The 21385-nt window shown below is 58.9% G+C and carries 24 protein-coding genes; 5 read left to right on the top strand and 19 right to left on the bottom strand.

The window, feature by feature from the left end:
* Window positions 1–236: 236 nt before the first annotated feature.
* The 6 genes from rpsI to ACFOJE_RS17375 form a co-directional block, all read right to left on the bottom strand.
* Window positions 237–629: a 30S ribosomal protein S9 gene (gene rpsI, locus ACFOJE_RS17400; RefSeq protein WP_377815922.1), complete on the bottom strand. Its 393-nt coding sequence runs from the start codon at window positions 627–629 to the stop codon at window positions 237–239.
* Between the two features lie 14 nt (window positions 630–643).
* Entirely contained in the window at window positions 644–1072 is a 429-nt protein-coding gene (gene rplM / locus ACFOJE_RS17395) for a 50S ribosomal protein L13 (protein ID WP_377815921.1), read from the bottom strand.
* A gap of 285 nt (window positions 1073–1357) precedes the next feature.
* Window positions 1358–2050: a deoxyribonuclease V gene (gene nfi / locus ACFOJE_RS17390; RefSeq protein WP_377815920.1), complete on the bottom strand. Its 693-nt coding sequence runs from the start codon at window positions 2048–2050 to the stop codon at window positions 1358–1360.
* 86 nt (window positions 2051–2136) lie between these two features.
* Window positions 2137–3237, bottom strand: a complete 1101-nt coding sequence (zapE, locus tag ACFOJE_RS17385) for a cell division protein ZapE (RefSeq protein WP_377816332.1) — start codon at window positions 3235–3237, stop codon at window positions 2137–2139.
* 160 nt (window positions 3238–3397) lie between these two features.
* Window positions 3398–4759 carry a tryptophan--tRNA ligase gene (locus ACFOJE_RS17380; protein WP_377815919.1) on the bottom strand — a complete coding sequence of 454 codons (1362 nt, stop codon included), beginning with the start codon at window positions 4757–4759 and terminating at the stop codon, window positions 3398–3400.
* Window positions 4760–4778: 19 nt separating this feature from the next.
* Complete coding sequence (locus tag ACFOJE_RS17375; RefSeq protein WP_377815918.1) at window positions 4779–5408, bottom strand: alpha/beta hydrolase; 630 nt, start codon at window positions 5406–5408, stop codon at window positions 4779–4781.
* Window positions 5409–5664: 256 nt separating this feature from the next.
* Here ACFOJE_RS17375 and ACFOJE_RS17370 point away from each other — a divergent pair, with 256 nt between their 5' ends.
* Window positions 5665–6102 carry a YhcB family protein gene (locus ACFOJE_RS17370; protein WP_377815916.1) on the top strand — a complete coding sequence of 146 codons (438 nt, stop codon included), beginning with the start codon at window positions 5665–5667 and terminating at the stop codon, window positions 6100–6102.
* Between the two features lie 268 nt (window positions 6103–6370).
* On the top strand, window positions 6371–6589 hold the full coding sequence (locus ACFOJE_RS17365; RefSeq protein WP_377815915.1) for a hypothetical protein: 219 nt from the start codon (window positions 6371–6373) through the stop codon (window positions 6587–6589).
* A 30-nt stretch (window positions 6590–6619) separates the two neighbouring features.
* On the opposite strand, the gene cysN is transcribed toward ACFOJE_RS17365, so the two are convergent.
* The 3 genes from cysN to ACFOJE_RS17350 all read right to left on the bottom strand — a co-directional run bounded on the left by cysN (window position 6620) and on the right by ACFOJE_RS17350 (window position 10340).
* Complete coding sequence (cysN, locus tag ACFOJE_RS17360) at window positions 6620–8518, bottom strand: sulfate adenylyltransferase subunit CysN (protein ID WP_377815914.1); 1899 nt, start codon at window positions 8516–8518, stop codon at window positions 6620–6622.
* 12 nt (window positions 8519–8530) lie between these two features.
* Window positions 8531–9448, bottom strand: a complete 918-nt coding sequence (cysD, locus tag ACFOJE_RS17355) for a sulfate adenylyltransferase subunit CysD (protein WP_377815913.1) — start codon at window positions 9446–9448, stop codon at window positions 8531–8533.
* Window positions 9449–9581: 133 nt separating this feature from the next.
* Window positions 9582–10340, bottom strand: coding sequence for a Nif3-like dinuclear metal center hexameric protein (locus ACFOJE_RS17350; RefSeq protein ID WP_377815911.1), 759 nt, complete (start codon window positions 10338–10340; stop codon window positions 9582–9584).
* Between the two features lie 111 nt (window positions 10341–10451).
* Here ACFOJE_RS17350 and algW point away from each other — a divergent pair, with 111 nt between their 5' ends.
* Complete coding sequence (gene algW, locus ACFOJE_RS17345; RefSeq protein WP_377815910.1) at window positions 10452–11600, top strand: Do family serine endopeptidase AlgW; 1149 nt, start codon at window positions 10452–10454, stop codon at window positions 11598–11600.
* Window positions 11601–11668: 68 nt separating this feature from the next.
* Here the strand turns inward: algW and hisC are convergent, their stop codons facing one another.
* From hisC to ACFOJE_RS17295, 10 genes are all read right to left on the bottom strand, one after another.
* The gene (gene hisC, locus ACFOJE_RS17340; protein ID WP_377815909.1) at window positions 11669–12724 is read right to left on the bottom strand and encodes a histidinol-phosphate transaminase; all 1056 of its coding nucleotides are present in this window, start codon (window positions 12722–12724) and stop codon (window positions 11669–11671) included.
* 63 nt (window positions 12725–12787) lie between these two features.
* Complete coding sequence (gene hisD, locus ACFOJE_RS17335; protein ID WP_377815908.1) at window positions 12788–14098, bottom strand: histidinol dehydrogenase; 1311 nt, start codon at window positions 14096–14098, stop codon at window positions 12788–12790.
* Between the two features lie 109 nt (window positions 14099–14207).
* Window positions 14208–14843: an ATP phosphoribosyltransferase gene (gene hisG / locus ACFOJE_RS17330; RefSeq protein ID WP_377815907.1), complete on the bottom strand. Its 636-nt coding sequence runs from the start codon at window positions 14841–14843 to the stop codon at window positions 14208–14210.
* 89 nt (window positions 14844–14932) lie between these two features.
* Entirely contained in the window at window positions 14933–16198 is a 1266-nt protein-coding gene (murA, locus tag ACFOJE_RS17325) for a UDP-N-acetylglucosamine 1-carboxyvinyltransferase (RefSeq protein WP_377815906.1), read from the bottom strand.
* Between the two features lie 17 nt (window positions 16199–16215).
* Complete coding sequence (locus ACFOJE_RS17320) at window positions 16216–16455, bottom strand: BolA family protein (protein WP_377815905.1); 240 nt, start codon at window positions 16453–16455, stop codon at window positions 16216–16218.
* 172 nt (window positions 16456–16627) lie between these two features.
* Window positions 16628–16936, bottom strand: coding sequence for an STAS domain-containing protein (locus tag ACFOJE_RS17315; RefSeq protein ID WP_377815903.1), 309 nt, complete (start codon window positions 16934–16936; stop codon window positions 16628–16630).
* A complete protein-coding gene (locus tag ACFOJE_RS17310; RefSeq protein ID WP_377815902.1) occupies window positions 16933–17577 on the bottom strand; it encodes an MlaC/ttg2D family ABC transporter substrate-binding protein in 645 nt (214 codons plus the stop codon). Before ACFOJE_RS17310 ends, ACFOJE_RS17315 begins: the two co-directional genes overlap by 4 nt.
* A 21-nt stretch (window positions 17578–17598) precedes the next feature.
* Complete coding sequence (mlaD, locus tag ACFOJE_RS17305) at window positions 17599–18066, bottom strand: outer membrane lipid asymmetry maintenance protein MlaD (protein ID WP_377815901.1); 468 nt, start codon at window positions 18064–18066, stop codon at window positions 17599–17601.
* A complete protein-coding gene (gene mlaE, locus ACFOJE_RS17300; RefSeq protein WP_377815900.1) occupies window positions 18066–18863 on the bottom strand; it encodes a lipid asymmetry maintenance ABC transporter permease subunit MlaE in 798 nt (265 codons plus the stop codon). The genes mlaD and mlaE overlap by 1 nt, the downstream gene beginning before the upstream one ends.
* Entirely contained in the window at window positions 18856–19671 is an 816-nt protein-coding gene (locus ACFOJE_RS17295) for an ATP-binding cassette domain-containing protein (RefSeq protein ID WP_377815899.1), read from the bottom strand. Before ACFOJE_RS17295 ends, mlaE begins: the two co-directional genes overlap by 8 nt.
* 210 nt (window positions 19672–19881) lie before the next feature.
* Here ACFOJE_RS17295 and ACFOJE_RS17290 point away from each other — a divergent pair, with 210 nt between their 5' ends.
* Both ACFOJE_RS17290 and ACFOJE_RS17285 read left to right on the top strand, forming a co-directional pair.
* Window positions 19882–20856: a KpsF/GutQ family sugar-phosphate isomerase gene (locus tag ACFOJE_RS17290; RefSeq protein ID WP_377815897.1), complete on the top strand. Its 975-nt coding sequence runs from the start codon at window positions 19882–19884 to the stop codon at window positions 20854–20856.
* The gene (locus ACFOJE_RS17285; protein ID WP_377815896.1) at window positions 20856–21380 is read left to right on the top strand and encodes a KdsC family phosphatase; all 525 of its coding nucleotides are present in this window, start codon (window positions 20856–20858) and stop codon (window positions 21378–21380) included. Before ACFOJE_RS17290 ends, ACFOJE_RS17285 begins: the two co-directional genes overlap by 1 nt.
* The last annotated feature ends 5 nt before the right edge of the window (window positions 21381–21385 follow it).

The following is a 21385-nucleotide window of genomic DNA, read 5'->3' as shown; positions in this document are numbered from 1 at the left end:
TGCGGCCTGTTACCCAGACCTGTACTAAGTAAAAAAATCAAGGCGCGCTAAAAATCCGCCAAATGTTAAAGAAAAGGCCCCCACCTGACAAGGTAATACCTGGATACAAATCCGGATTATTCTCCGCCTCGCAGGAAATGAAGCATTGACCAAGCCCTGACAATCCCAGACACCAGACATAAAAAAACGCCCGAATCCCAAGGGGATAACGGGCGTTTTCTTGCAGCGTCGTCGAATTAACGCTTGGAGTATTGCGGACGCTTACGCGCCTTACGCAAGCCGACCTTCTTACGCTCGACTTCACGTGCATCGCGAGTCACGAATCCGGCTTTGCGCAGCGGGCTGCGGAAAGACTCGTCGTACTCGATCAGGGCACGAGTAATGCCATGACGGATGGCGCCAGCCTGACCACTGACACCACCACCGATCACAGTGACATACACGTCGAATTTTTCGACAGTCTCAGTCAACTCGAGCGGCTGACGCACGACCATGCGCGCGGTCTCGCGACCGAAGAACTGGTCCAGATTGCGGTTGTTGATGGAGATCTTGCCAGTACCCGGACGCAGGAAGACGCGAGCGGTAGCAGTCTTACGACGGCCAGTGCCGTAGTTTTGAGTCGCCGACATGATGAGCTATCCCGTTAAATCTTCAGTTCTTGAGGCTGCTGAGCAGTGTGCGGGTGAACGGAACCCTTGTACACTTTCAGCTTGCGATACATGTCGCGACCCAGCGGGTTTTTCGGCAGCATGCCCTTAACCGCAGTCTCGATCACACGCTCAGGAGCCCTGGCGATCAGCTTTTCGAAGTTGATCGACTTGATGCCGCCCGGGAAACCGGAGTGGGAGTAGTACATCTTGTCACTAGACTTGGCGCCAGTGACACGCACTTGCTCGGCATTGATAACAACGATGTAGTCGCCGGTATCTACGTGCGGAGTGTACTCAGGCTTGTGCTTGCCACGCAGGCGGCTGGCGATTTCAGTAGCCAGACGACCCAGGGTCTGGCCGGCAGCGTCGACGACGTACCAGTCGCGCTTAACGGTTTCCGGTTTCGCAGTAAAAGTTTTCATTCGTTATAGCCTCAGGGGCCGCCCTGAAAATTAAGACGGCGGATCTTACTGATTAGTGCTTACCTTGACAAGGTCAAGGCGGCCGGAAACAGACGCTATCGGGGGCTCGGGTCAGCGCGTCCGCTACGGCGGGGTCGGTAGGCTAGGCATCCCCTACCTAATTCCCAACAGGCTAGGCATCCCTGCTGAGAAAGCCGGTAGATCATACCGATCACAGAAAAAATAGCAACCTAGGCAATACCCCCGCGCGCCCGACAGGACTCCAGGGACTCTGGGTCAGAACAGCTACCTTCCAGCGGCACGACGGGAGGCCAAGCGATCAGCCAGCCGCGTAGGCTCAGGCAGGCGATAGCGGGTAACACAGGTCATGACCAGAAGTGGGGCACTAGCCAGACTGACACGATGCCCCGGAGAAACAATCAAAGGCCGGACCCCGTCCTTGCTACGCAGTACCGTCCCCAGCACCTCACCCTGATATACAAGATCGACCTGATCTCCTCGCGAAGTGCCCAACTCTTCGTGAGTCCCGACTAGAATTTTTTTCGCTACGCCGATGGTGGGCAGACCGCTGACCACCCCGAGATGCGCAGCAATACCGAGCCGACGAGGATGAGCAATCCCCTGCCCGTCGCAGAACACCAGGTCCGGAGCATGAGGAAGCCCGGACAACGCCTGCAATACGGCTGGCAGTTCGCGAAAAGACAGAAGCCCTGGGATATAGGGCATGGAGGTAGGAACCCTTACCAAGTGCTCAGCGATGGGCTGCAAGGTCTCGGCATCAAGCAGCACAGCCGCGGCACGAGTAACGGCACCACCCTCCTCAAAACCGACATCGACGCCAGCGATCGTTCGCAAGGGCGGAAAGTCGTCGATCAGCGATACCTGCTTGGCCAACTCCCGCTGTAGCAAGCGAGCGCCTGCCGGGGTTCCATCCCAATCACCGAAAGGCGAACCATTAACGTGGTACGGAGCTACCATACCGTTCGGCCCTCCTTGTGTATCCAAAGTTGATCAACAGAAAGCTACCTAGACTCGCCCTCCGGTGACCTTGACCTTATCGGCACTTACGGTTTGTGCGGGCGAGTGAGGTACTCGTGAGACTGCATCTCCAACAGACGACTGAGGGTCCGCTGGAATTCGAACTCCAGCCGCCCGCCAGCATAAAGATCCTTGAGCTCAACCTCGGCCGAAAGGATTAGTTTGACATTGCGATCATAAAACTCATCGACCAGATTTATAAAGCGCCGAGCGATGTCATCCGTAGAGACATTCATCTGCTCGACGCCGGATATCAGAACGGCATCGAAGATTTTCGCCAAGTCGATATAGTCGTTCTGACTGCGAGGACCGTCGCATAATTCCCTGAACTCGAACCAAGCCACATCGTTGGCAACCTTCCGTGCGCGAATCTCACGATTCTCGATCATCAGAACTTCGTTTTCCTTCACCACGCAGTTTTCCGTCAGCAGGCTGCGGAAGCTCTCCTCCATGCTTCTTTCTGCCTCGGCACTGAGCGGGCAGTGATACAGCTCTGCCTGCTCCAAGGCGCGCAGGCGGTAATCGATACCGCTGTCGACGTTGACGATCTCGGTGTTCTCTTTGAGCAACTTGATCGCCGGGAGAAAACGTGCACGCTGCAAGCCATCCTTGTAGAGACCGTCCGGGACGATGTTGGAGGTCGCTACGAGGGTCACCCCATTCTTGAACAACTCCTCAAGCAAGGTCGCGAGAATCATCGCATCGGTGATGTCGGAAACGAAGAACTCGTCGAAACAGATGACCCGGGCTTCCTTGGCGAAGCGCTTGGCGATGATGGTCAGAGGATTCTTCTCGCCCTCGAGAGTCTGCAGCTCTTCATGCACCCGCTTCATGAAGCGATGGAAGTGGGTACGCATCTTTTCCTTGAACGGCAAAGCGTCGTAGAAGGTATCGACCAGGTAGGTCTTGCCACGTCCCACACCGCCCCAGAAGTACAGGCCTTTGATTGGTCCCTGACGCTTCTTGCCCAGCAACCGACCGAACAGTCCGGCCAGCTTGATCTGATGTTCGGCAGCAACCAGATCGTCATAAAGTCGCTGCAAATGACGCACAGCATTTTCTTGGGCGGGGTCGTGAAAGAAGTCCGGACGTTTCAGGTCGGCCTGATAGCGCTCGAGAGGGGTCATGGCAGAGTCGGGGTAAATACGCGGGGCCGCCACTTTAGCGGCGCCCTCGACGCTTGGCAATTTACTCAGATCATTCAAAACGACCGCCCTCTTCAAGAGTTCAAAAGGTTCAGGACCGTTGCCGGAAAGGAAAGCCTTGCCCTGGCAACGGTCACCTCATTCAGCCTGCAAGCCCGGCGATAGCTTCACGCAGGCGCAGCATGGCTGCATCCAAGGCATCCGGATCGGCGTAGATCGGACTGTCGGCCAGACATTCGCCATCCACCCAGAGAGTAAACTGGCTACTTTCGTCATCGCGCAATTCGAGTGCATCGGCTCCCCGAGCAATCAGCCGCTGACTGATTTGCCCCACAGACTTGGGATCGTCGAATGGCCGCGACAGCAGCAACTCCTCGCCGTCAGCTGCCAGAAAGCGGAAACGGAAACGCCCGTCAGGCTCACGAAAACTGACGAAGCGCGCAGCCTTCGCCGTCTTCTTCTTGCTACTGGCGGACTGAACCAGAGCAGCACTGCGGAATGACCGCAATCCCACAGCCTCGCGTAACTCACCGAGGAATGGGGTGGCAATCCGGCGCGCCTTGCCCGCACCAGCCAGGAGAATGTCTTCCAGATCGTTCGGCCTGACTATTAGCGCTTGGTAGCGTTCACGAGCTTCGCCCAGTTCGTTGTCGAGTAACTGAAACAGGCAATGTTTGGCTTCGCCCCATGCCAAACCGGCCAGCAGATCGGCGCGGAACTCAGCGAGCTGCTCAGACGTCGCGAAAGCCTGATAAAGGGTATACAGGTGCGAGCTGTCAGGGTCCTTCGGCTCGCCTGGTTCGCGCGAGTCGGTGACGATGCGGGCAATGGCGTCCTTCAGCTGCTTGGCACTACCGAACAGCGGAATGGTATTGTCGTAGCTCTTGGACATCTTGCGCCCGTCGAGCCCCGGCAAAGTGGCGACCTCCTCCTCGATCACCGCCTCCGGCAGGGTGAAGAGCTCCTTGCCCTGACCGAACAGATGATTGAAACGCTGTGCGATATCTCGAGCCATTTCCACATGCTGGATTTGGTCGCGGCCGACCGGCACCTTGTGCGCGTTGAACATCAAAATGTCCGCTGCCATCAGTACCGGGTAACTAAACAGCCCCATAGTCACGCCTGCATCCGGGTCCTCGCCGCCCTCCAGGTTCTTGTCCACCGAAGCCTTGTAGGCGTGAGCGCGATTGAGCAGGCCCTTCCCCGTTACGCAGGTCAGCAGCCAAGTAAGCTCAGGAATTTCGGGAATATCAGACTGACGGTAGAAAGTCGCCTTGTCCGTATCCAGGCCGCAGGCCAACCATGTTGCCGCAATCTCCAGCCTCGAGCGCTGAATGCGCAGCGGGTCATCGCACTTGATCAGCGCATGGTAGTCGGCAAGAAAATAGAAAGAGTCCACCTGGGCATCGCGACTGGCGACGATGGCCGGACGGATGGCACCAGCGTAATTCCCCAGATGAGGGGTGCCGGTAGTGGTGATACCGGTAAGAATACGAGTGGTCATGACATTCGCTTATCAATAATCAAAGGCGAGCAGCGACCAAGTCCTTCAACTCGACCAGCTTGCCGTGGAAGAAGTGGCCGCATTCTGCCACTTTCAGTAGCTCATGGGGACGCTGCAACTCGGCCGACCACCGATAAACCAACTCGGGATTGACCACTTCGTCCTGCTCGGGCTGGATCACAACCAGTCGCCCCAATTGCGGCAGGGGAGCCTTCTCATCCAGTCGCATCACGGCGGGGGCGACCATGAAGATCCGCTCCGGTACCAGCCCCTCGGTCTCCAGACGTCCACCCAGGGTAGCCACCACAAAGCCGCCAAAGGAAAAACCGAACAGATTGAGCGGCAACTCCGGATGCCGCTCGCGCAACCAGCGAACCGCGACCTCGGCGTCATCCACTTCACCATCACCCATGTCATGAGCACCGCCACTGGCCCCTACACCACGATAGTTGAAACGCAGAGTGCAATAGCCCGCATCTCGTGCAGTACGCTGCAAGGTTGAGACTACCTTGTTCATCATGGTCCCGCCCTTCACCGGGTTGGGATGACAGATGAGGGCCAGGCCGCTGGCCTCAGGCACATCGAGGTAGAGCGCCTCAAGCGGACCGCAGGGCCCATCGAGGAGTAGGGATTCTTCTCGGACCAACAAATTTCGAACTCCATGACCCCTGCCGGGATCGGCGCGTATTGGTTATGCTCGAACGGCACCTCAGCATGCCGTTCGGCGAAACAGCCCCAGAGCGGCGCCAATAAAGACGCCGGGAGAAGCGATGCTTTCCCGCTTGGTGGCTGATGGCTGCCGGACTCACGCAAGGCCTGCCTGCACGGATCGCGAGATTCGTCAAGATATACAGGACAAGCTGAAGCCGCTAACGTAAAGCAAAGACGCTTATAGAGGAAGGATTGTGGAACAGACGCTTACCGCCTGGTTGTTACCGGCCCTGACCCTGATCGCTGGCATTGCGATCGGTTTCGTGGCCGCCCGCCTGCTGCCCAACGCAGCGCCCACCCGGACTCAACGTCAGTTGGACGACCTGCAGGAGCGCTTCGATGCCTACCAGAACGAGGTAGTTACCCATTTCAACACCACCGCCAACCTGGTGAAGAAGCTCACCCAAAGCTATCAGGAAATCCAGCAGCATTTTTCCGAGGGTGCAGACCGCCTCGCTCTCGACGAGTTGACACGCCAGCGCCTGCTCGCTGCGCTGCAGACCGATGAAAGCCCCAGCCGCGAACGTCTATCCAAACCCGTCAGCACCGAGGCGCCGAAGGACTATGCGCCCAAGACAACCGATGCTCCAGGTACCCTGGACGAGAACTTCGGTCTGAAAGGCAAATACTGATCCCGCCCTCCCCTGTGAGGTATGGGCTGCGGGATCCTTCTTCATCCCGCGCACATCAACGTTTCCGGCCCCTCAGTCGCAGAGCCTGTCAGGCCACGCTTCTGCCGGGTAAGGCCTGTGACTAACGGGCCGGAGGCGACTCCCTACTGATGCCGCACCATGAGCGCCTCCTCGTCACCGGGAGCATGCGCTCTGCATTGGTCGCTATCACAACGTCTGCATTCCATTCGGTGTAATCGTTCATCTACGAGGCAAGCAGGATAGACGCTTGCTCGTTCTGCTGAATTTTCAGGGCAATGAGCAGCCGGTCGATCTGGAGCTGCTGGCCAGCAACTCTGGCCGTATCATGGATGCGGATGCGGGCCTAACGCATCCGACAGTGCCCGAGGATCGATCATCGCTCAGCAGAAGCAGGACGAGAGCCGAGCGGATCGGCGCAGTAGCCAGCCGTGTCCGCAAACGACGAAGCCCTCACAGCATGCTGTGAGGGCTTCGTTCATGACGCTGACGGCCTTAATTAAAGGGTGCCGCGGCTACGCAGCAGATCGAGAACCTGTTTCACGCCCTCTTCCACCGAGTGGTGCTGGGTATCGATCACCAGATCGGCCTCCAGCGGCACGTCGTAGGGGAAGGACTCACCGGGAATATTGTCGCCAGCCGCCGCATACAGCCCCTGCGGATCGCGCTCCCGGCAAACCAGAGGAGAAGCCTGGACGTAGACGGTGATCAGGCGTTCGGCCCCGATCAGCGCGCGGGCATCCTCGCGCCCTACGGTATCAGGGGCGACGAAGGCGGCCAGCGTGATCAGGCCGGCCTCGTTGAACTGCCGGGCCACCTGGGCGGCGCGCAGCCAGTTCTCAGCACGCCCGGCGCGATCCTGCGCCAGCCCCTTGTTCAGATCATGGCGCAGGTTCTGCCCATCGAGCACGTATACGGCGCGGCCCATGTCGAACAGTTTTCGCTCCACAGCATAGGCCAGGGTGCTCTTGCCCGCCCCGGACAGGCCGGTGAATAGCACGGTGGCCGGCTGCTGGCCAAAGCGAGCAGTGCGCTCTTCAGCAGAGACGTGAGCCAGGACACCATGATGGCTGCCGGCGCTTCCTTGGGTCGGCGAGGCGATGATCATGCCGGCGCCAACGGTGCCGTTGGTCAGCCGGTCAATGACGATGAAGGCACCGGTAGTGCGGTTGTACTCATAGCCGTCGAGAGCGATGGGAGCATCCAGACTGACCTGCACCCGGGCGATCTCGTTCAGCTTCAGCTCGTTGGCCGGCGTTTCTTCCAGAGTATTCACGTCCACCTTGTGGCGGATGCCCGGGATCGAACCCGGCACGTAACTGGTGGCGCGCTTGATGTCGTACTTCTTGCTAGGCAGCATGGGCTCTTCGGCCATCCACACTAGCATGGCATCGAAGCTGTCGGTGACCTGCGGACGATTGTCGGCATGCACCAGCATGTCGCCGCGGGACACGTCGATCTCGTCTTCCAGGGTCAAGGTGATCGCCTGACCGGGAATCGCCTGCTCCAGCTCGCCATCGAAGGTGACGATGGAGCGCACTCGACTGGTCTTGCCCGACGGCAGCACGGCGACCTCATCTCCCTTGTGCACGATGCCGCTGGCCAGGGTGCCGGCAAAACCACGGAAGTTCAGGTTCGGCCGGTTGACGTACTGCACTGGGAAGCGCATGTCGGTCAGGTTGCGGTCGGCGGCAATCTCCACGGTCTCGAGGATCTCCATCAGCGACGGGCCCTCGTACCAGGGTGCACGCTCACTGCGGTTGACCACGTTGTCGCCCTTCAGAGCAGACATCGGCACAAAGTGCAGCGTGTTTGGCTTGAGAGCGATGCGCTCGATGAACTGCAGATAGTCGGCCTTGATTCGCTCGAAGACGGCTTCGTCGAAGCCCATCAGGTCCATCTTGTTGACCGCAACCACGATGTGCTTGATGCCTAGTAGGGAGGCGATGAAGCTGTGCCGGCGGGTCTGGGTCTGCACACCGTGACGGGCATCGATCAGGATGATCGCCAGGTCGCAGGTGGAGGCACCGGTGGCCATGTTACGGGTGTACTGCTCATGGCCGGGGGTATCGGCGATGATGAACTTGCGCTTGGCCGTGCTGAAGTAGCGGTAAGCCACATCGATGGTGATGCCCTGCTCGCGCTCGGCCTGCAAGCCGTCGACCAGCAGCGCCAGATCAACCTCGTCACCAGTGGTGCCGACTTTCTTCGAATCGCGGGTGATGGCCTCCAGATGATCCTCGTAGATCATCTTGGAGTCGTGCAGCAGGCGGCCGATGAGGGTGCTCTTGCCGTCGTCGACGTTGCCGCAGGTGAGGAAGCGCAGCAGTTCCTTGCGTTCGTGCTGGGCCAGGTAGGCGAGGATGTCCTCGCTGATCAGTTCGGATTGATGCGACATGATGCGGAAACCTTAGAAGTAGCCCTGACGTTTCTTTTCTTCCATCGAACCGGCCTGGTCGTGGTCGATGACCCGGCCCTGACGTTCTGAGGTCTTGGTCAGGAGCATTTCCTGGATGATTTCCGGCAAGGTGGTGGCGGTGGACTCCACCGCGCCGGTCAGGGGATAGCAGCCCAGGGTACGGAAGCGCACCATCTTCTTCTGGATGCGCGCCTTCTCCTCGTCGGTCAGGTGCTCCAGGATGCGCTCGTCGTCGATCATGATGAAGGTGCCGTTCTTCTCGATCACGTCGCGCTCGGCGGCGAAGTACAGCGGCACGATGGGAATCTGTTCCAGGTAGATGTATTGCCAGATATCCAGCTCGGTCCAATTGGACAGCGGGAACACACGAATCGACTCGCCCTTCTTCACCTTGCCGTTGTAGACGTTCCACAGCTCGGGGCGCTGATTCTTCGGGTCCCAGCGGTGCTTGCTATCGCGGAACGAATAAACGCGCTCCTTGGCTCGGGACTTTTCCTCGTCGCGACGGGCGCCACCGAAGGCGGCGTCGAAGCCGAACTTGTCAAGCGCTTGCTTGAGTCCTTCGGTCTTCATGATGTCGGTGTGCTTGGCACTACCGTGAGTGAAGGGATTGATACCCTGCGCCACGCCATCAGGATTGACGTGCGTGATCAGGTCCAGCCCCATCTCCGCGACCATTTTGTCGCGGAACTTGTACATCTCTTGGAATTTCCACCGGGTATCGACATGCATCACCGGGAACGGCAGCTTGCCGGGGAAGAAGGCCTTGCGGGCCAGATGCAGCATTACGGCAGAGTCCTTGCCGATGGAATACAGCATCACCGGGTTGTCGAATTCGGCGGCCACCTCACGGATGATGTGGATGCTCTCCGCCTCCAGCTGCTTCAGATGCGTCAGTTTGTCGACCATGGCTACTCACGGTTTTTCTTGCAGAGGACGGCCAACGGGGCCGTGGACGTGCGTGCACTCTAGCACAGACCTTTATTCTAAGAACCGAGATACTTAGATTGAAACAGTCTAGCGATATAGCCGAAGGTCAGGCTCACACGGGATTGGGGCAATCGATGAATCGATGCTCGATCGAGAAACGGGAGGCAAGGTAGTCGCCCAACGCCTGCACGCCATAGCGCTCGGTGGCGTGATGGCCTGCAGCGAGAAAGCTGATGCCGTTCTCCCGCGCGCTATGGACGGTCGACTCGGAGACCTCTCCGGTCAGGTAGGCATCGACACCCGCGGCGATAGCCTGCTCGATGTAGCCCTGTGCCGCACCAGTACACCAGGCCAGACGGCGGATCGGCCGTGCTGCTTCGATCAACAGCGGTTCGCGCTGCAGCACATGAGCCACCCTGCGGGCGAAATCCAGCGGCTCCATGGGCTCGGGCAGGCTGCCGACCAGTCCCACCGAGCGTGGATTGCCCGGCTCCAGCGGGCCCTCCACCAGCACGCCCAGACGCCGGGCCAACTGCACGTTGTTACCTACCTCGGGATGCACATCCAACGGCAGATGATAGGCCAGCAGACTCATCTCATGGGTGAGCAGCGTCTTCAGGCGGCGCTGCTTGCTGCCGACCACGCAGGGATTCTCGCTCTTCCAGAAATACCCATGGTGTACCAGCACCAGATCGGCCCCGACCTCGACCGCCGCATCCAGCAGCGCCTGGCTGGCAGTCACGCCACTGACGATCTGCCTAACTTCGGCACGCCCTTCGACCTGAAGGCCGTTCGGACAATAATCTGGCATCCCTGAGACAGCCAGGTATCGGCTTGCCTCCTCGACCAGGACAGATAAGGCAATAGACATTGAGCCTCCAAGAAACAAATGCGAGCCGCTAGCCTGGGGACGACTCCCTCGTATAATGGCGCACCTTAAGCTCCCCCCTTCGGCACACGCAACCCCAAGGATTTCCGCGCCATGCTCAAGGCTCTGCGTTTTCTCGGATGGCCCATGCTGGTGGGAGTATTGCTCGCACTTCTGATCATCCAGCGCTACCCGCAATGGGTAGGCCTGCCGCCGCAGAGCGGGCACGACTCGGGCGTTTCCCGCTCCCTGCTGTCCCAATCCGGCCCCTCCTCCTACGCGAACGCCGTCAGCAGTGCCGCACCGGCGGTGGTCAATCTCTATACGACCAAGATCGTCGAGAAACCTGCCACTCAGATGCTCGACGATCCGATGCTGCGCCAGTTCCTCGGCAATTCCCTGCCCAACCAGCGACGCCTGGAGTCCAGCCTCGGCTCGGCCGTGATCATGAGCTCCGATGGTTACCTGCTGACCAACAACCATGTAACGGCCGGAGCCGACCAGATCATCGTCGCCCTCCGGGATGGCCGGGAAACCATCGCCCGCGTGGTCGGCAGCGATTCTGAAACCGACCTGGCGGTACTCAAGATCGACCTGACGGGCCTGCCGGTCATGCATATCGGCCGCTCCGACAATATCCGTATCGGCGACGTGGCCCTCGCGATCGGCAACCCGTTCGGCGTCGGTCAGACAGTGACCATGGGCATCATCAGCGCCACCGGCCGCAACCAGCTGGGACTGAACACCTACGAGGACTTCATCCAGACCGACGCCGCCATCAACCCCGGCAATTCCGGAGGAGCGCTGGTCGACGCCGACGGTAATCTAATCGGCATCAACACCGCGATTTTCTCCAAATCCGGCGGCTCGCAGGGGATCGGCTTCGCCATCCCGGTGAAGCTGGCAATGGATGTCATGCAGGAAATCATCCAGCACGGCCAAGTCGTCCGCGGCTGGCTGGGCATCGAAGTCCAACCGCTGACCGCGGAGCTGGCGGAGTCCTTCGGTCTCGACGGACGCCCAGGCATCGTCGTCGCCGGCATCTACCGGGACGGCCCCGCGCAGAAAGCCGGGCTGCAACCCGGGGATCTGATCATCAGCATCGATGGCGAGCCGGCGACCGACGGGCGCCATTCGATGAACAAGGTAGCGCAGACCCAGCCGGGCCAGAAAATCGGCATCGAAATCCTGCGCAACGGCAAGCCCATGACCCTGACCGCCGAAATCGGTTTGCGCACGCCACCGGAAACGACCCAGCCCTAAAAGCGATCACGCAGCTCCATAGAAAAACGGCCCACTGAGTGCGGGCCGCCGAATCATCGGGCAAGCGATCAGCAGAGGGTCGACAGGACCTCGATAAGCGCCTGGTTCTGCTCCGGGGTACCGATGGTGATGCGCAGGAATTGGCGGATGCGTTCCTGCTTGAAGTGGCGAACGATCACCCCCTGCGCACGCAGGCCGGTCGCCAGCTCTTCGGCATCGCGCTGCGGATGGCGGGCGAAGACGAAGTTGGCGGCCGAGGGCAACACCTCGAAGCCCAACCGCTGCAGCTCGGCGACCACCCACCCGCGACTGGCGATGACCTGCCGGCAAGTCCGCTCGAAATAGGCTCGATCCTCAAAGGCCGCCGCAGCTCCGGCGATGGCCATGCGATCCAGCGGGTAGGAGTTGAAGCTGTTCTTGATCCGCTCCAGCGCCTCGATCAGATCCTTGTGACCGACAGCGAGGCCAACCCGCAGCCCCGCGAGGGAACGCGACTTCGACAGGGTCTGGGTTACCAGCAGGTTCGGGTAACGATCGACCAAGCCGATAGCCGTCTCGCCGCCGAAGTCCACGTAAGCCTCGTCCACCACCACTACCGAATCAGGGCTGCCCTGGAGCAACTGCTCGATGGCCGCGAGCGGCAGTAGTCGACCGGTCGGCGCGTTGGGGTTGGGGAAGATGATTCCGCCGTTCGGACGGGCATAGTCCTCGACACGGATCTGGAACTGCTCGTTCAGCGGAACCGTCTCGAAGGGGATACCGTACAGACCGCAGTAGACCGGGTAGAAGCTGTAGGTCACGTCCGGGAACAGTAACGGCACGCCATGCTGGAACAAGCCGTGGAAGATATGCGCCAGCACTTCGTCGGAGCCGTTGCCGACAAAGACCTGCTCCGGCCTTACCCCGTAGTAGCCGGCGATAGCCTGCTTGAGGATTTCGCTGTTGGGATCCGGGTAGAGACGGAGGTTGTCGTTCAGCTCGGCCTGCATGGCCGCGATAGCCCGGGGCGATGGGCCGTAGGGATTCTCGTTGGTGTTCAGCTTGACCAGCCGGCTCAGTTTCGGCTGCTCGCCCGGCACGTAGGGCACCAGGTTCTTGACGAAAGGGCTCCAGAATTTGCTCACGCCCTTCTCTCCTCGAATGTCTTGATCCGGGGCGAACATTCGCTCACCCCGGCGGGCCAGGGTTTAGTCCTTGATGCGGTACTCGGCGCTGCGGGCATGGGCGGTCAGCGACTCCCCGCGAGCCAGTACCGAGGCGGTCTTGCCCAGCTTGGAAGCGCCGGTCGCCGAGCAGAAAATGATCGACGAACGCTTCTGGAAGTCGTAGACGCCCAGCGGAGAAGAGAAGCGCGCAGTGCCAGAAGTCGGCAATACATGGTTGGGACCGGCGCAGTAGTCGCCCAGGGCCTCGGCGGTATAGCGCCCCATGAAGATGGCGCCGGCATGGCGGATCTGCGGCAACCATTGCTGCGGATCCGCCACGGAAAGCTCCAGGTGCTCCGGAGCGATGCGGTTGGCCACTGCCATGGCTTGCTGCATATCGGCGACCTGGATCAGAGCACCGCGGCCCTCGATGGAGGTACGAATGATCTCGCTCCGATCCATGGTGGGCAGCAGACGGGCGATGCTTTCGGCCACTCGATCGAGGAAAACTCCATCCGGGCTGACCAGGATCGATTGGGCGTCTTCGTCGTGCTCGGCTTGGGAGAACAGGTCCATGGCGATCCAGTCCGGATCGGTCTGGCCGTCGCAAACCACCAGAATCTCTGAAGGACCGGCGATCATGTCGATGCCTACCTGGCCGAAAACGTGACGCTTGGCGGTGGCCACGTAAATGTTGCCGGGACCGACAATCTTGTCCACCTGAGGCACGCTCTCGGTGCCATAGGCCAACGCGGCCACAGCTTGGGCACCACCGATGGTGAAGACCCGGTCAACCCCGGCGATGGCAGCCGCGGCGAGCACCAGCTCATTAACCTCACCGCGCGGAGTCGGCACCACCATCACCACCTCAGCCACTCCGGCAACCTTGGCCGGAATTGCATTCATCAGCACGGACGAGGGATACGAGGCCTTGCCGCCCGGAACATAAAGGCCGGCCCGATCCAACGGAGTGACCTGCTGACCGAGCACGGTACCGTCAGGCTCGGTGTAGGTCCATGAGTCCTGCTTCTGCTTCTCGTGGTAGCTGCGCACTCGCTGTGCGGCGTTTTCCAGCGCTTCACACTGAGCCGGGGTGATGCGCGTGAGGGCCTGCTCCAGGCGCTCACGCGGCAGAATCAGGTCGGCCATGGAGGAGGCCTCCAAGCCATCGAAGCGCTGGGTATACTCCACCAAGGCCTCATCACCCCGGCTGCGCACAGCCTGAATGATCTCCAGCACCCGCTGGTTGACCGCGTCGTCCGACACGCTCTCCCAGCTCAGCAGGTGGTCCAGATGGCGGGAGAAATCCGCATCGGCAGCGTTGAGTCGGCGAATGGCGATGGGTGCGGTCATAATGGGCCTCGTGATTGGCTGATGCTCAGGCGCCGCTAGACTAGCAAGCCTTCCGCGCGGGCACCCGAGATTTCTGACTATGACACGGATAGGCGTATAGGCGGGACTATTACTTCCGGTGTCGGGATTCGACGGCTTCGCGCAGGGTATCGATCAGTGCCTGGATGCGTGCATGCTGCATTTTCATCGAAGCCTTGTTCACCACCAGCCGCGAGCTGATGGTGGCGATCAAATCCTGAGGCTCCAAGCCATTGGCGCGCAGGGTATTGCCAGTGTCGACCACATCGATGATCTTGTCGGCCAGGCCGACCAGAGGCGCCAGCTCCATCGAGCCATACAGCTTGATCACTTCGACCTGCCGGCCCTGCTCGGCATAGTAGCGTTTGGCCAGGTTGACGAACTTGGTTGCTACCCGCAGACGCCCCTTGGGCTCCGCGGCACCGACTTTGCCGGCGGTCATCAGCTTGCAGCGAGCGATCTGCAGATCCAGCGGCTCATACAACCCCTCGCCACCGTATTCCATCAGCACATCCTTGCCCGCTACGCCGAGATCGGCAGCACCGTGCTCGACGTAGGTAGGGACGTCCGTTGCGCGGACGATCAGCAGACGGACGTCCTCTTGGGTAGTGGGGATGATCAGCTTACGGCTCTTGTCCGGGTTTTCGGTAGGGACGATACCGGCTTCGGCGAGCAGAGGCAGGGTATCGTCGAGAATCCGGCCTTTGGACAGGGCAATGGTGAGCATTAAAAATCCTTCAGAACAGCGCAGGTCAGACCAGGTAGGCTGGGCGAAAGGGGCCGCTGGAAGAATACCAGCTCCCACAAGCCTCATACCTAGCCCGGGACACGACGGATCTTGGCGCCAAGTAGCTGCAGCTTTTCTTCGATACACTCGTAGCCGCGGTCTATATGGTAAATGCGATCGATCAGGGTATCGCCCTCTGCCACCAATGCGGCGATCACCAGACTGGCGGAGGCACGCAGATCAGTGGCCATCACCGGAGCCCCCTTCAATTGCGGCACGCCAGTGACGATAGCGGTATTACCCTCAACCACGATGCGCGCCCCCATGCGGTTCATCTCATGAACATGCATGAATCGATTCTCGAACACGGTTTCGATAACCGTGCCAGTACCCTCGGCGATCACATTCATGGCAATGAATTGCGCCTGCATATCGGTAGGAAATGCCGGGTACGGTGCGGTACGCACGTTGACGGCCTTCGGCCGATTCCCCTTCATATCCAGTTCGATCCAGTTGTTGCCGGTGTCGATATGGGCGCCTGCTTCTTCCAGCTTGAGCAGCACCGCCTCGAGGATGGTCGGATCGGTATCCTTGAGCTTGACCCTACCGCGGGTCGCAGCCGCAGCCACCAGATAGCTTCCGGTCTCGATCCGATCCGGCATCACGCTGTAACGCCCTCCCCCCAGGCGCTTGACACCCTCGATGACGATGGTATCGGTACCAGCTCCTTTGACCTGAGCGCCCATGGCATTGAGGAAGTTGGCCAAGTCGACGACTTCCGGCTCGCGCGCAGCGTTCTCCAGAACGGTACGGCCGTTGGCCAGGGCCGCAGCCATCATGATGTTCTCGGTACCGGTCACGCTGACGATATCGAAGAAGAAATGCCCGCCACGCAAACCACCAGCCGGAGCCTTGGCTTTGATGTAGCCCCCGTCCACCTCGATCTGGGCCCCCAGGGCCTCGAGACCTCGAATGTGCAGGTCGACCGGTCGCGAGCCGATGGCACAACCACCAGGCAAGGCCACTTCGGCCTCGCCGAACCGGGCGACCATAGGACCGAGAACCAGGATCGATGCCCGCATGGTCCTGACCAGCTCATAGGGTGCGACCAGGGTTCTGATGCTGCTGGCATCTACTTCGACACTGAGCTTTTCGTCGATCACCGGCTGTACGCCCATACGCCCGAACAGCTCGATCATGGTGGTGATGTCATGCAGATGCGGCAGGTTGCAGACGGTAACGGGAGTATCGGCGAGAAGGGTCGCAGCTAGAATCGGCAAGGCCGAGTTCTTGGCCCCGGAGATGCGGATCTCGCCATCGAGGCGCTTTCCGCCGGTAATGATCAGTTTGTCCATATTCTCTCGTTGCCGGCTCAGGCTCGTTCGGCCCAGGCAGCACGGCTGAAAAACTTCATAGTGACAGCATGGATGCTGCCATTGGCAATCCACTCATTGAGGTGGGAGTAGACCAACTGTTGGCGCTTAACCGGGCTCATGGCCGCCAGTTCGTCGCCAATAAGATTCAGCTGAAAATTGCAACCCTCGCCTTCCACTTCGACCTGAACGTTCGACAGCCTGGTTTCCAAGAATTTTTTCACTTCAGTGGGTTGCATCGCTTACCTCAAACCTTTCCGTGTGAATCCAATCGACAGGAAATACCAGCGCAACAGGCCTTGAAACGACTGGCTTCCCACCTCGAAAACTCGATGGGCCATCATACAAAAAAGCCCCCTGCCTGCGAACCCCACCACAGGGGCTGCAGACAGGGGGCTATGGATTACACCTTCAATCTTCCAGCGGAATCAGCTCGAGAAGACCGCAGACCTGAGCGATCTGATACATGTCCTGAGGCATCCCTCGCACCCTCAGACGCTTGCTGACCGCTTTTGCATCGCGCATATAGGCCAACAGTAGGGATAACCCTACGCTAGTAGATTTCGCAACCCCTGCGCAATCGAGCACCAGATCCCGCCCCTGAGCAGTGCCAATCAGCACCTTGCCCTGCTCACGCAAGAACGGTCCGGAGCTGTAGTCAAGCACACCGCTCAGCGCGAGCACACCGGGCTCCGACTGGCGAATGGCAGCCTTGCTCATTGACCAGCGGCCTGCTTGCCAGCTTCGGTATCCTTGGCCTTGGCAACTACATCACCCCAACCATCGATGGTTTTGTCCAAGTCATTGCCATTACGCTGCATGGCATCGGCGAACTGGTCACGGAACAGCTTACCGATGTTGATGCCGTTGATGATGACGTTGTACAGCAACCAGCGACCGTCCTTCTTCACCATGGTGTAAGAGACCGGATAGAGAGTGCCTTGCCTGTCGCGAATTTCCATGCCAACACTGGCACGGTCACCTTCGATCTGATTGGAGGGCAGAATACGGACAGTTTGATTGTCAAACTCGAGCAGAGCATTGCCATAAAACTGAACCAAGCTGTGCTTGAAGTTCTCTTGGAAGCGAAGCATCTGCTCAGCAGTCGCATTGCGCGAGTACTTGACTGTCATGATGCTGCGACTAATGCCATCGGCATCCAGAACCGGGCTAATGATGCCATTCACGGCATTGTAAAAAGCTGTCGGATCTTTTTTATAGGTACTTTTGTTGGCCTTCAAATCACTCAACAGTTGATCGGTAGTCTGTTGCACCACTTGTTGCGGGGTAGCCGAGGCGTTGGCAAAAAGAGGCAATAGAGCAAGCAGCACCAGAGCGCCGCGGCGCAAAGCATTGAGCATGAAAAGAACCCTCATGTGAACTTACTGTTTATCTTTGTTGACGGTGTTGAGCAGGAACTTGCCGATCAAGTCCTCTAACACCAGCGAAGACTGAGTATCCCGAATGGCGTCACCATCCTTGAGCAGTTTCTCGTCTCCGCCAACACTGATGCCAACATATTTTTCGCCAAGCAGGCCGGCCGTCAGGATCGAGGCAGTGGAATCCGACGGCAGATTATCCACACGCCTATCCAACTCCATGGTGACCCGCCCGGTATAACTGTCTCGGTCAAGATCGATGGCCGTAACCTTACCGATGGCGACTCCCGCCATCGTTACCTTGGCCCGCGAAGTCAAACCGGCAATATTGTTGAAATAGGCATAAACTTTATAAGTTTCGCCGCTACTTCCGACCGACAGGCCACTGACTCGCAATGCCAGCAACAACAAAGCCAACAGGCCGCCCAGTAGAAACAGGCCGACACTGATTTCCAAAGTGCGGGTTTGCATCAGGAATCTCCAAACATCAAAGCAGTCAGTATGAAATCCAGGCCAAGCACGGCCAACGAGGCATAAACCACGGTTCTCGTCGTAGCACGACTGATCCCTTCTGAGGTCGGCTCACAATCGTAACCCTGGAAAACAGCGATCCAAGTCACCACGAATGCGAACACGACGCTCTTGATCACACCGTTCAACACATCCTCGTACAGGTCCACATTGCTCTGCATGTTGGACCAGAATGATCCCTCGTACACCCCGAGCCAGTCCACCGCGACCATTTTCCCGCCCCAGATGCCGACGACATTGAAGATCATGGCCAACAATGGCATGGAGATAAATCCAGCCCACAGGCGAGGAGCGATGATGTACTTGAGAGGGTCCACGCCGATCATTTCCAGACTGGAAAGCTGCTCGGTGGACTTCATGTTGCCGATTTCCGCGGTTAGCGCCGAACCGGCCCGACCGGCGAACAGCAAGCCGGTAACCACTGGTCCCAGCTCACGCAATAGGGTTAAGGCAACCATCTGCCCGACCGCCTGCTCCGAACCATAGTCAACCAAGATGTTGAAGCCCTGCAATGCCAGCACCATGCCGATAAAGATGCCTGACACCACGATGATCGCCAGCGATAGAACGCCGACGGCATAGATCTGTTTGACCAGCAGTTGAAAACCGCTGCCGAGACCATCCCGACCAAACACCACATGCATGAGGAAGAGCGCCGAACGCCCCATTGACTCGACCACATCAAGACCTGCACGTCCGAGCAGTGCAATCTGATCGAGCAAGGTTTTCTTATGCATTGACGCCCCCCAGAAGATCTTCGCGGTAATCCGGCGCCGGATAATGGAAGGGCACCGGACCATCCGGCATCCCCTTCATGAACTGGCTAATCCGCGGATTATCGGCATTCATCAGCTCCTGGGGCGTCCCCTGACCGAGCACCTGACCATCCCCTACCACATAGAGGTAGTCGGCGATGCTAGCCGTTTCGGCAATATCATGGGAAACAACGATACTGGTGATACCGAGCGCATCATTAAGCAGCCGGATCAGGCGCACCAGAACCCCCATCGCAATCGGGTCCTGGCCAACGAAGGGCTCGTCGTACAACAAGATCAGAGGATCAAGGGCAATTGCCCTAGCAAGCGCCACACGACGCTTCATGCCACCAGACAACTCGTCCGGCATCAGATCTATCGCCCCACGCAAGCCAACCGCCTGCAACTTCATCAGGACGATATCCCGAATCATCTCGTTTGGCAGCTTCGTGTGCACCCGCAAGGGGAAGGCGACATTTTCGAAAACATTGAGATCGGTGAACAAGGCACCGCTCTGAAACAGCACCCCCATTTCCTTACGCAAATCGAACAATTCACCACGCGACAAACGAGGGAGATTCTTGCCACTAACCCAGACTTCGCCAGCATTAGGCTTGAGCTGGGCGGCGATCAATCGCAGTAAGGTAGTCTTGCCACAACCTGAAGGTCCCATGATACCGGTGACCTTGCCACGAGGGATGCGAATATCGACGTTATCGAAAATTCTGCGCGAGCCGCGCTTGAAAGTTACCCCTTTCAGCTCGACCGCGTAGTCATTAGCGGCGCTCATCTAGACTCCTTGCAAATACCGCCGGGCGACGCCGTAGCCCCGATCGAGGATAAACCGAACCTGCCGGCCGGAATTAGGCCGAGCACTATAACACCATGCACACCGTTGTCCCAAGAACGCCCTTAGATCAACGACTTTTGCAGCAGGAAGCGTGAGTACCGCCGTTATTGCCGTTATAATCTCTGCCTTTTTGGTGACTAACTGCCTACCATGTCCCAACCGAGCACGTTTATCCACTCCGCACAGCGCACCATTCGCCTTGAAACAAAGGCTATTGAGGCACTTCAGGCGCGTATTAATGAAGACTTTTCCCGCGCCTGCGAACTGATCCTAAAGAGCAAGGGACGGGTCGTGGTATTGGGCATGGGCAAGTCCGGTCATATCGGCCGAAAGATTGCTGCCACCCTGGCCAGCACCGGAACGACGGCCTACTTCGTACACCCGGCCGAGGCGAGCCATGGCGACATGGGCATGATTACCCGCGACGACGTGGTTCTAGCCTTGTCGAACTCCGGCACCACCAGCGAGCTCCTCACGTTGTTGCCCCTGATCAAGCGCATGGGAGTCACGCTGATCAGCATGACCGGCAATGCCCACTCGCCACTGGCTACTGCTGCCGCTGTGAACCTCGACTGCAGTGTCAGCCAAGAAGCCTGCCCATTGAACCTGGCACCAACATCCTCCACAACCACGACCTTGGTTCTGGGCGATGCCTTGGCCATTGCCCTGCTCGAAGCAAAAGGCTTCACCGCTGAAGACTTCGCCTTTTCTCATCCAGGAGGCGCACTAGGTCGCCGCCTACTGCTCAAGGTTGAGGACATCATGCATGTCGGCCAGGACCTGCCCTATGTGCAGCGAGGGACCTCACTGCGCGATGCGCTGCTGGAAATGACCCGCAAGAAGCTAGGCATGACCGTCATCTTGGAAGCAGACGGTCGTCTCGCTGGGATTTTCACCGACGGAGACCTACGGCGCACCCTGGACCGTGAGATTGACGTGCGCAAGGCCCTCATCGATGAAGTAATGACACCTCACGGCAAGACTGTACGTCGAGAGATGCTTGCCGCCGAAGCTCTGAAAATCATGGAAGACCATAAAATTAACGCGCTGGTAGTGGTCGACGACACTGATCGACCAGTCGGCGCCCTGAACATGCATGATCTCCTGCATGCAGGAGTTCTATAATGAACGGTCTTTTAGCGCAGCGCGCCAAGACTATTAAATTGGCGATTTTTGATGTCGACGGCGTCATGACCGATGGTCGCCTTTACTTTCTAGCCGATGGCAGCGAGTTCAAGACATTCAACACTCTCGACGGTCACGGCATCAAAATGCTGATCGCATCCGGAGTCCTCACTGCCATCATCAGCGGCAGAACCACCCCCGCGGTTGAACGTCGAGCCAATAACCTCGGCATACAGCACGTGTACCAGGGGCGCGAGGACAAACTAGCCGTCCTGGAAGAACTTCTTGCAGAACTGGGCCTGGACTACTCGCAGGTTGCCTATCTGGGAGATGACCTGCCCGATCTACCCGTCATCCGCAGGGTAGGGCTCGGCATGGCGGTAGCAAACGCCCACAGCTTTGTTCGCCAACACGCTCATGGAGTGACATCGGCACGCGGCGGAGAAGGAGCCGTTCGAGAGTTCTGCGAATTGATATTGGATGCCCAAGGCAATCTTGAAGCCGCTCAAGCTGCATATCTTTAGAGGCG

This window comes from Azotobacter bryophylli (genome assembly GCF_042643485.1).
GTDB lineage: Bacteria > Pseudomonadota > Gammaproteobacteria > Pseudomonadales > Pseudomonadaceae > Azotobacter > Azotobacter bryophylli.
The sequence above is the reverse complement of the archived record's forward strand: the minus strand, read 5'-3'. Positions and strand labels throughout refer to the sequence as shown.

Excerpts from the sequence above, each read along its gene's own strand:
- rpsI (WP_377815922.1), bottom strand. The coding sequence starts at position 629 with ATGTCGGCGACTCAAAACTACGGCACTGGCCGTCGTAAGACTGCTACC.
- ACFOJE_RS17380 (WP_377815919.1), bottom strand. The coding sequence starts at position 4,759 with ATGACCACTCGTATTCTTACCGGTATCACCACTACCGGCACCCCTCAT.
- mlaD (WP_377815901.1), bottom strand. The coding sequence starts at position 18,066 with ATGCAAACCCGCACTTTGGAAATCAGTGTCGGCCTGTTTCTACTGGGC.
- hisG (WP_377815907.1), bottom strand. The coding sequence starts at position 14,843 with ATGCTCACCATTGCCCTGTCCAAAGGCCGGATTCTCGACGATACCCTG.
- hisD (WP_377815908.1), bottom strand. The coding sequence starts at position 14,098 with ATGACCGCACCCATCGCCATTCGCCGACTCAACGCTGCCGATGCGGAT.
- ACFOJE_RS17320 (WP_377815905.1), bottom strand. The coding sequence starts at position 16,455 with ATGCAACCCACTGAAGTGAAAAAATTCTTGGAAACCAGGCTGTCGAAC.
- cysD (WP_377815913.1), bottom strand. The coding sequence starts at position 9,448 with ATGGTCGACAAACTGACGCATCTGAAGCAGCTGGAGGCGGAGAGCATC.
- ACFOJE_RS17310 (WP_377815902.1), bottom strand. The coding sequence starts at position 17,577 with ATGCTCAATGCTTTGCGCCGCGGCGCTCTGGTGCTGCTTGCTCTATTG.
- ACFOJE_RS17350 (WP_377815911.1), bottom strand. The coding sequence starts at position 10,340 with ATGTCTATTGCCTTATCTGTCCTGGTCGAGGAGGCAAGCCGATACCTG.
- zapE (WP_377816332.1), bottom strand. The coding sequence starts at position 3,237 with ATGACCCCTCTCGAGCGCTATCAGGCCGACCTGAAACGTCCGGACTTC.
- rplM (WP_377815921.1), bottom strand. The coding sequence starts at position 1,072 with ATGAAAACTTTTACTGCGAAACCGGAAACCGTTAAGCGCGACTGGTAC.
- mlaE (WP_377815900.1), bottom strand. The coding sequence starts at position 18,863 with ATGCATAAGAAAACCTTGCTCGATCAGATTGCACTGCTCGGACGTGCA.
- ACFOJE_RS17290 (WP_377815897.1), top strand. The coding sequence starts at position 19,882 with ATGTCCCAACCGAGCACGTTTATCCACTCCGCACAGCGCACCATTCGC.
- algW (WP_377815910.1), top strand. The coding sequence starts at position 10,452 with ATGCTCAAGGCTCTGCGTTTTCTCGGATGGCCCATGCTGGTGGGAGTA.
- ACFOJE_RS17315 (WP_377815903.1), bottom strand. The coding sequence starts at position 16,936 with ATGAGCAAGGCTGCCATTCGCCAGTCGGAGCCCGGTGTGCTCGCGCTG.
- ACFOJE_RS17295 (WP_377815899.1), bottom strand. The coding sequence starts at position 19,671 with ATGAGCGCCGCTAATGACTACGCGGTCGAGCTGAAAGGGGTAACTTTC.
- murA (WP_377815906.1), bottom strand. The coding sequence starts at position 16,198 with ATGGACAAACTGATCATTACCGGCGGAAAGCGCCTCGATGGCGAGATC.
- ACFOJE_RS17285 (WP_377815896.1), top strand. The coding sequence starts at position 20,856 with ATGAACGGTCTTTTAGCGCAGCGCGCCAAGACTATTAAATTGGCGATT.
- nfi (WP_377815920.1), bottom strand. The coding sequence starts at position 2,050 with ATGGTAGCTCCGTACCACGTTAATGGTTCGCCTTTCGGTGATTGGGAT.
- cysN (WP_377815914.1), bottom strand. The coding sequence starts at position 8,518 with ATGTCGCATCAATCCGAACTGATCAGCGAGGACATCCTCGCCTACCTG.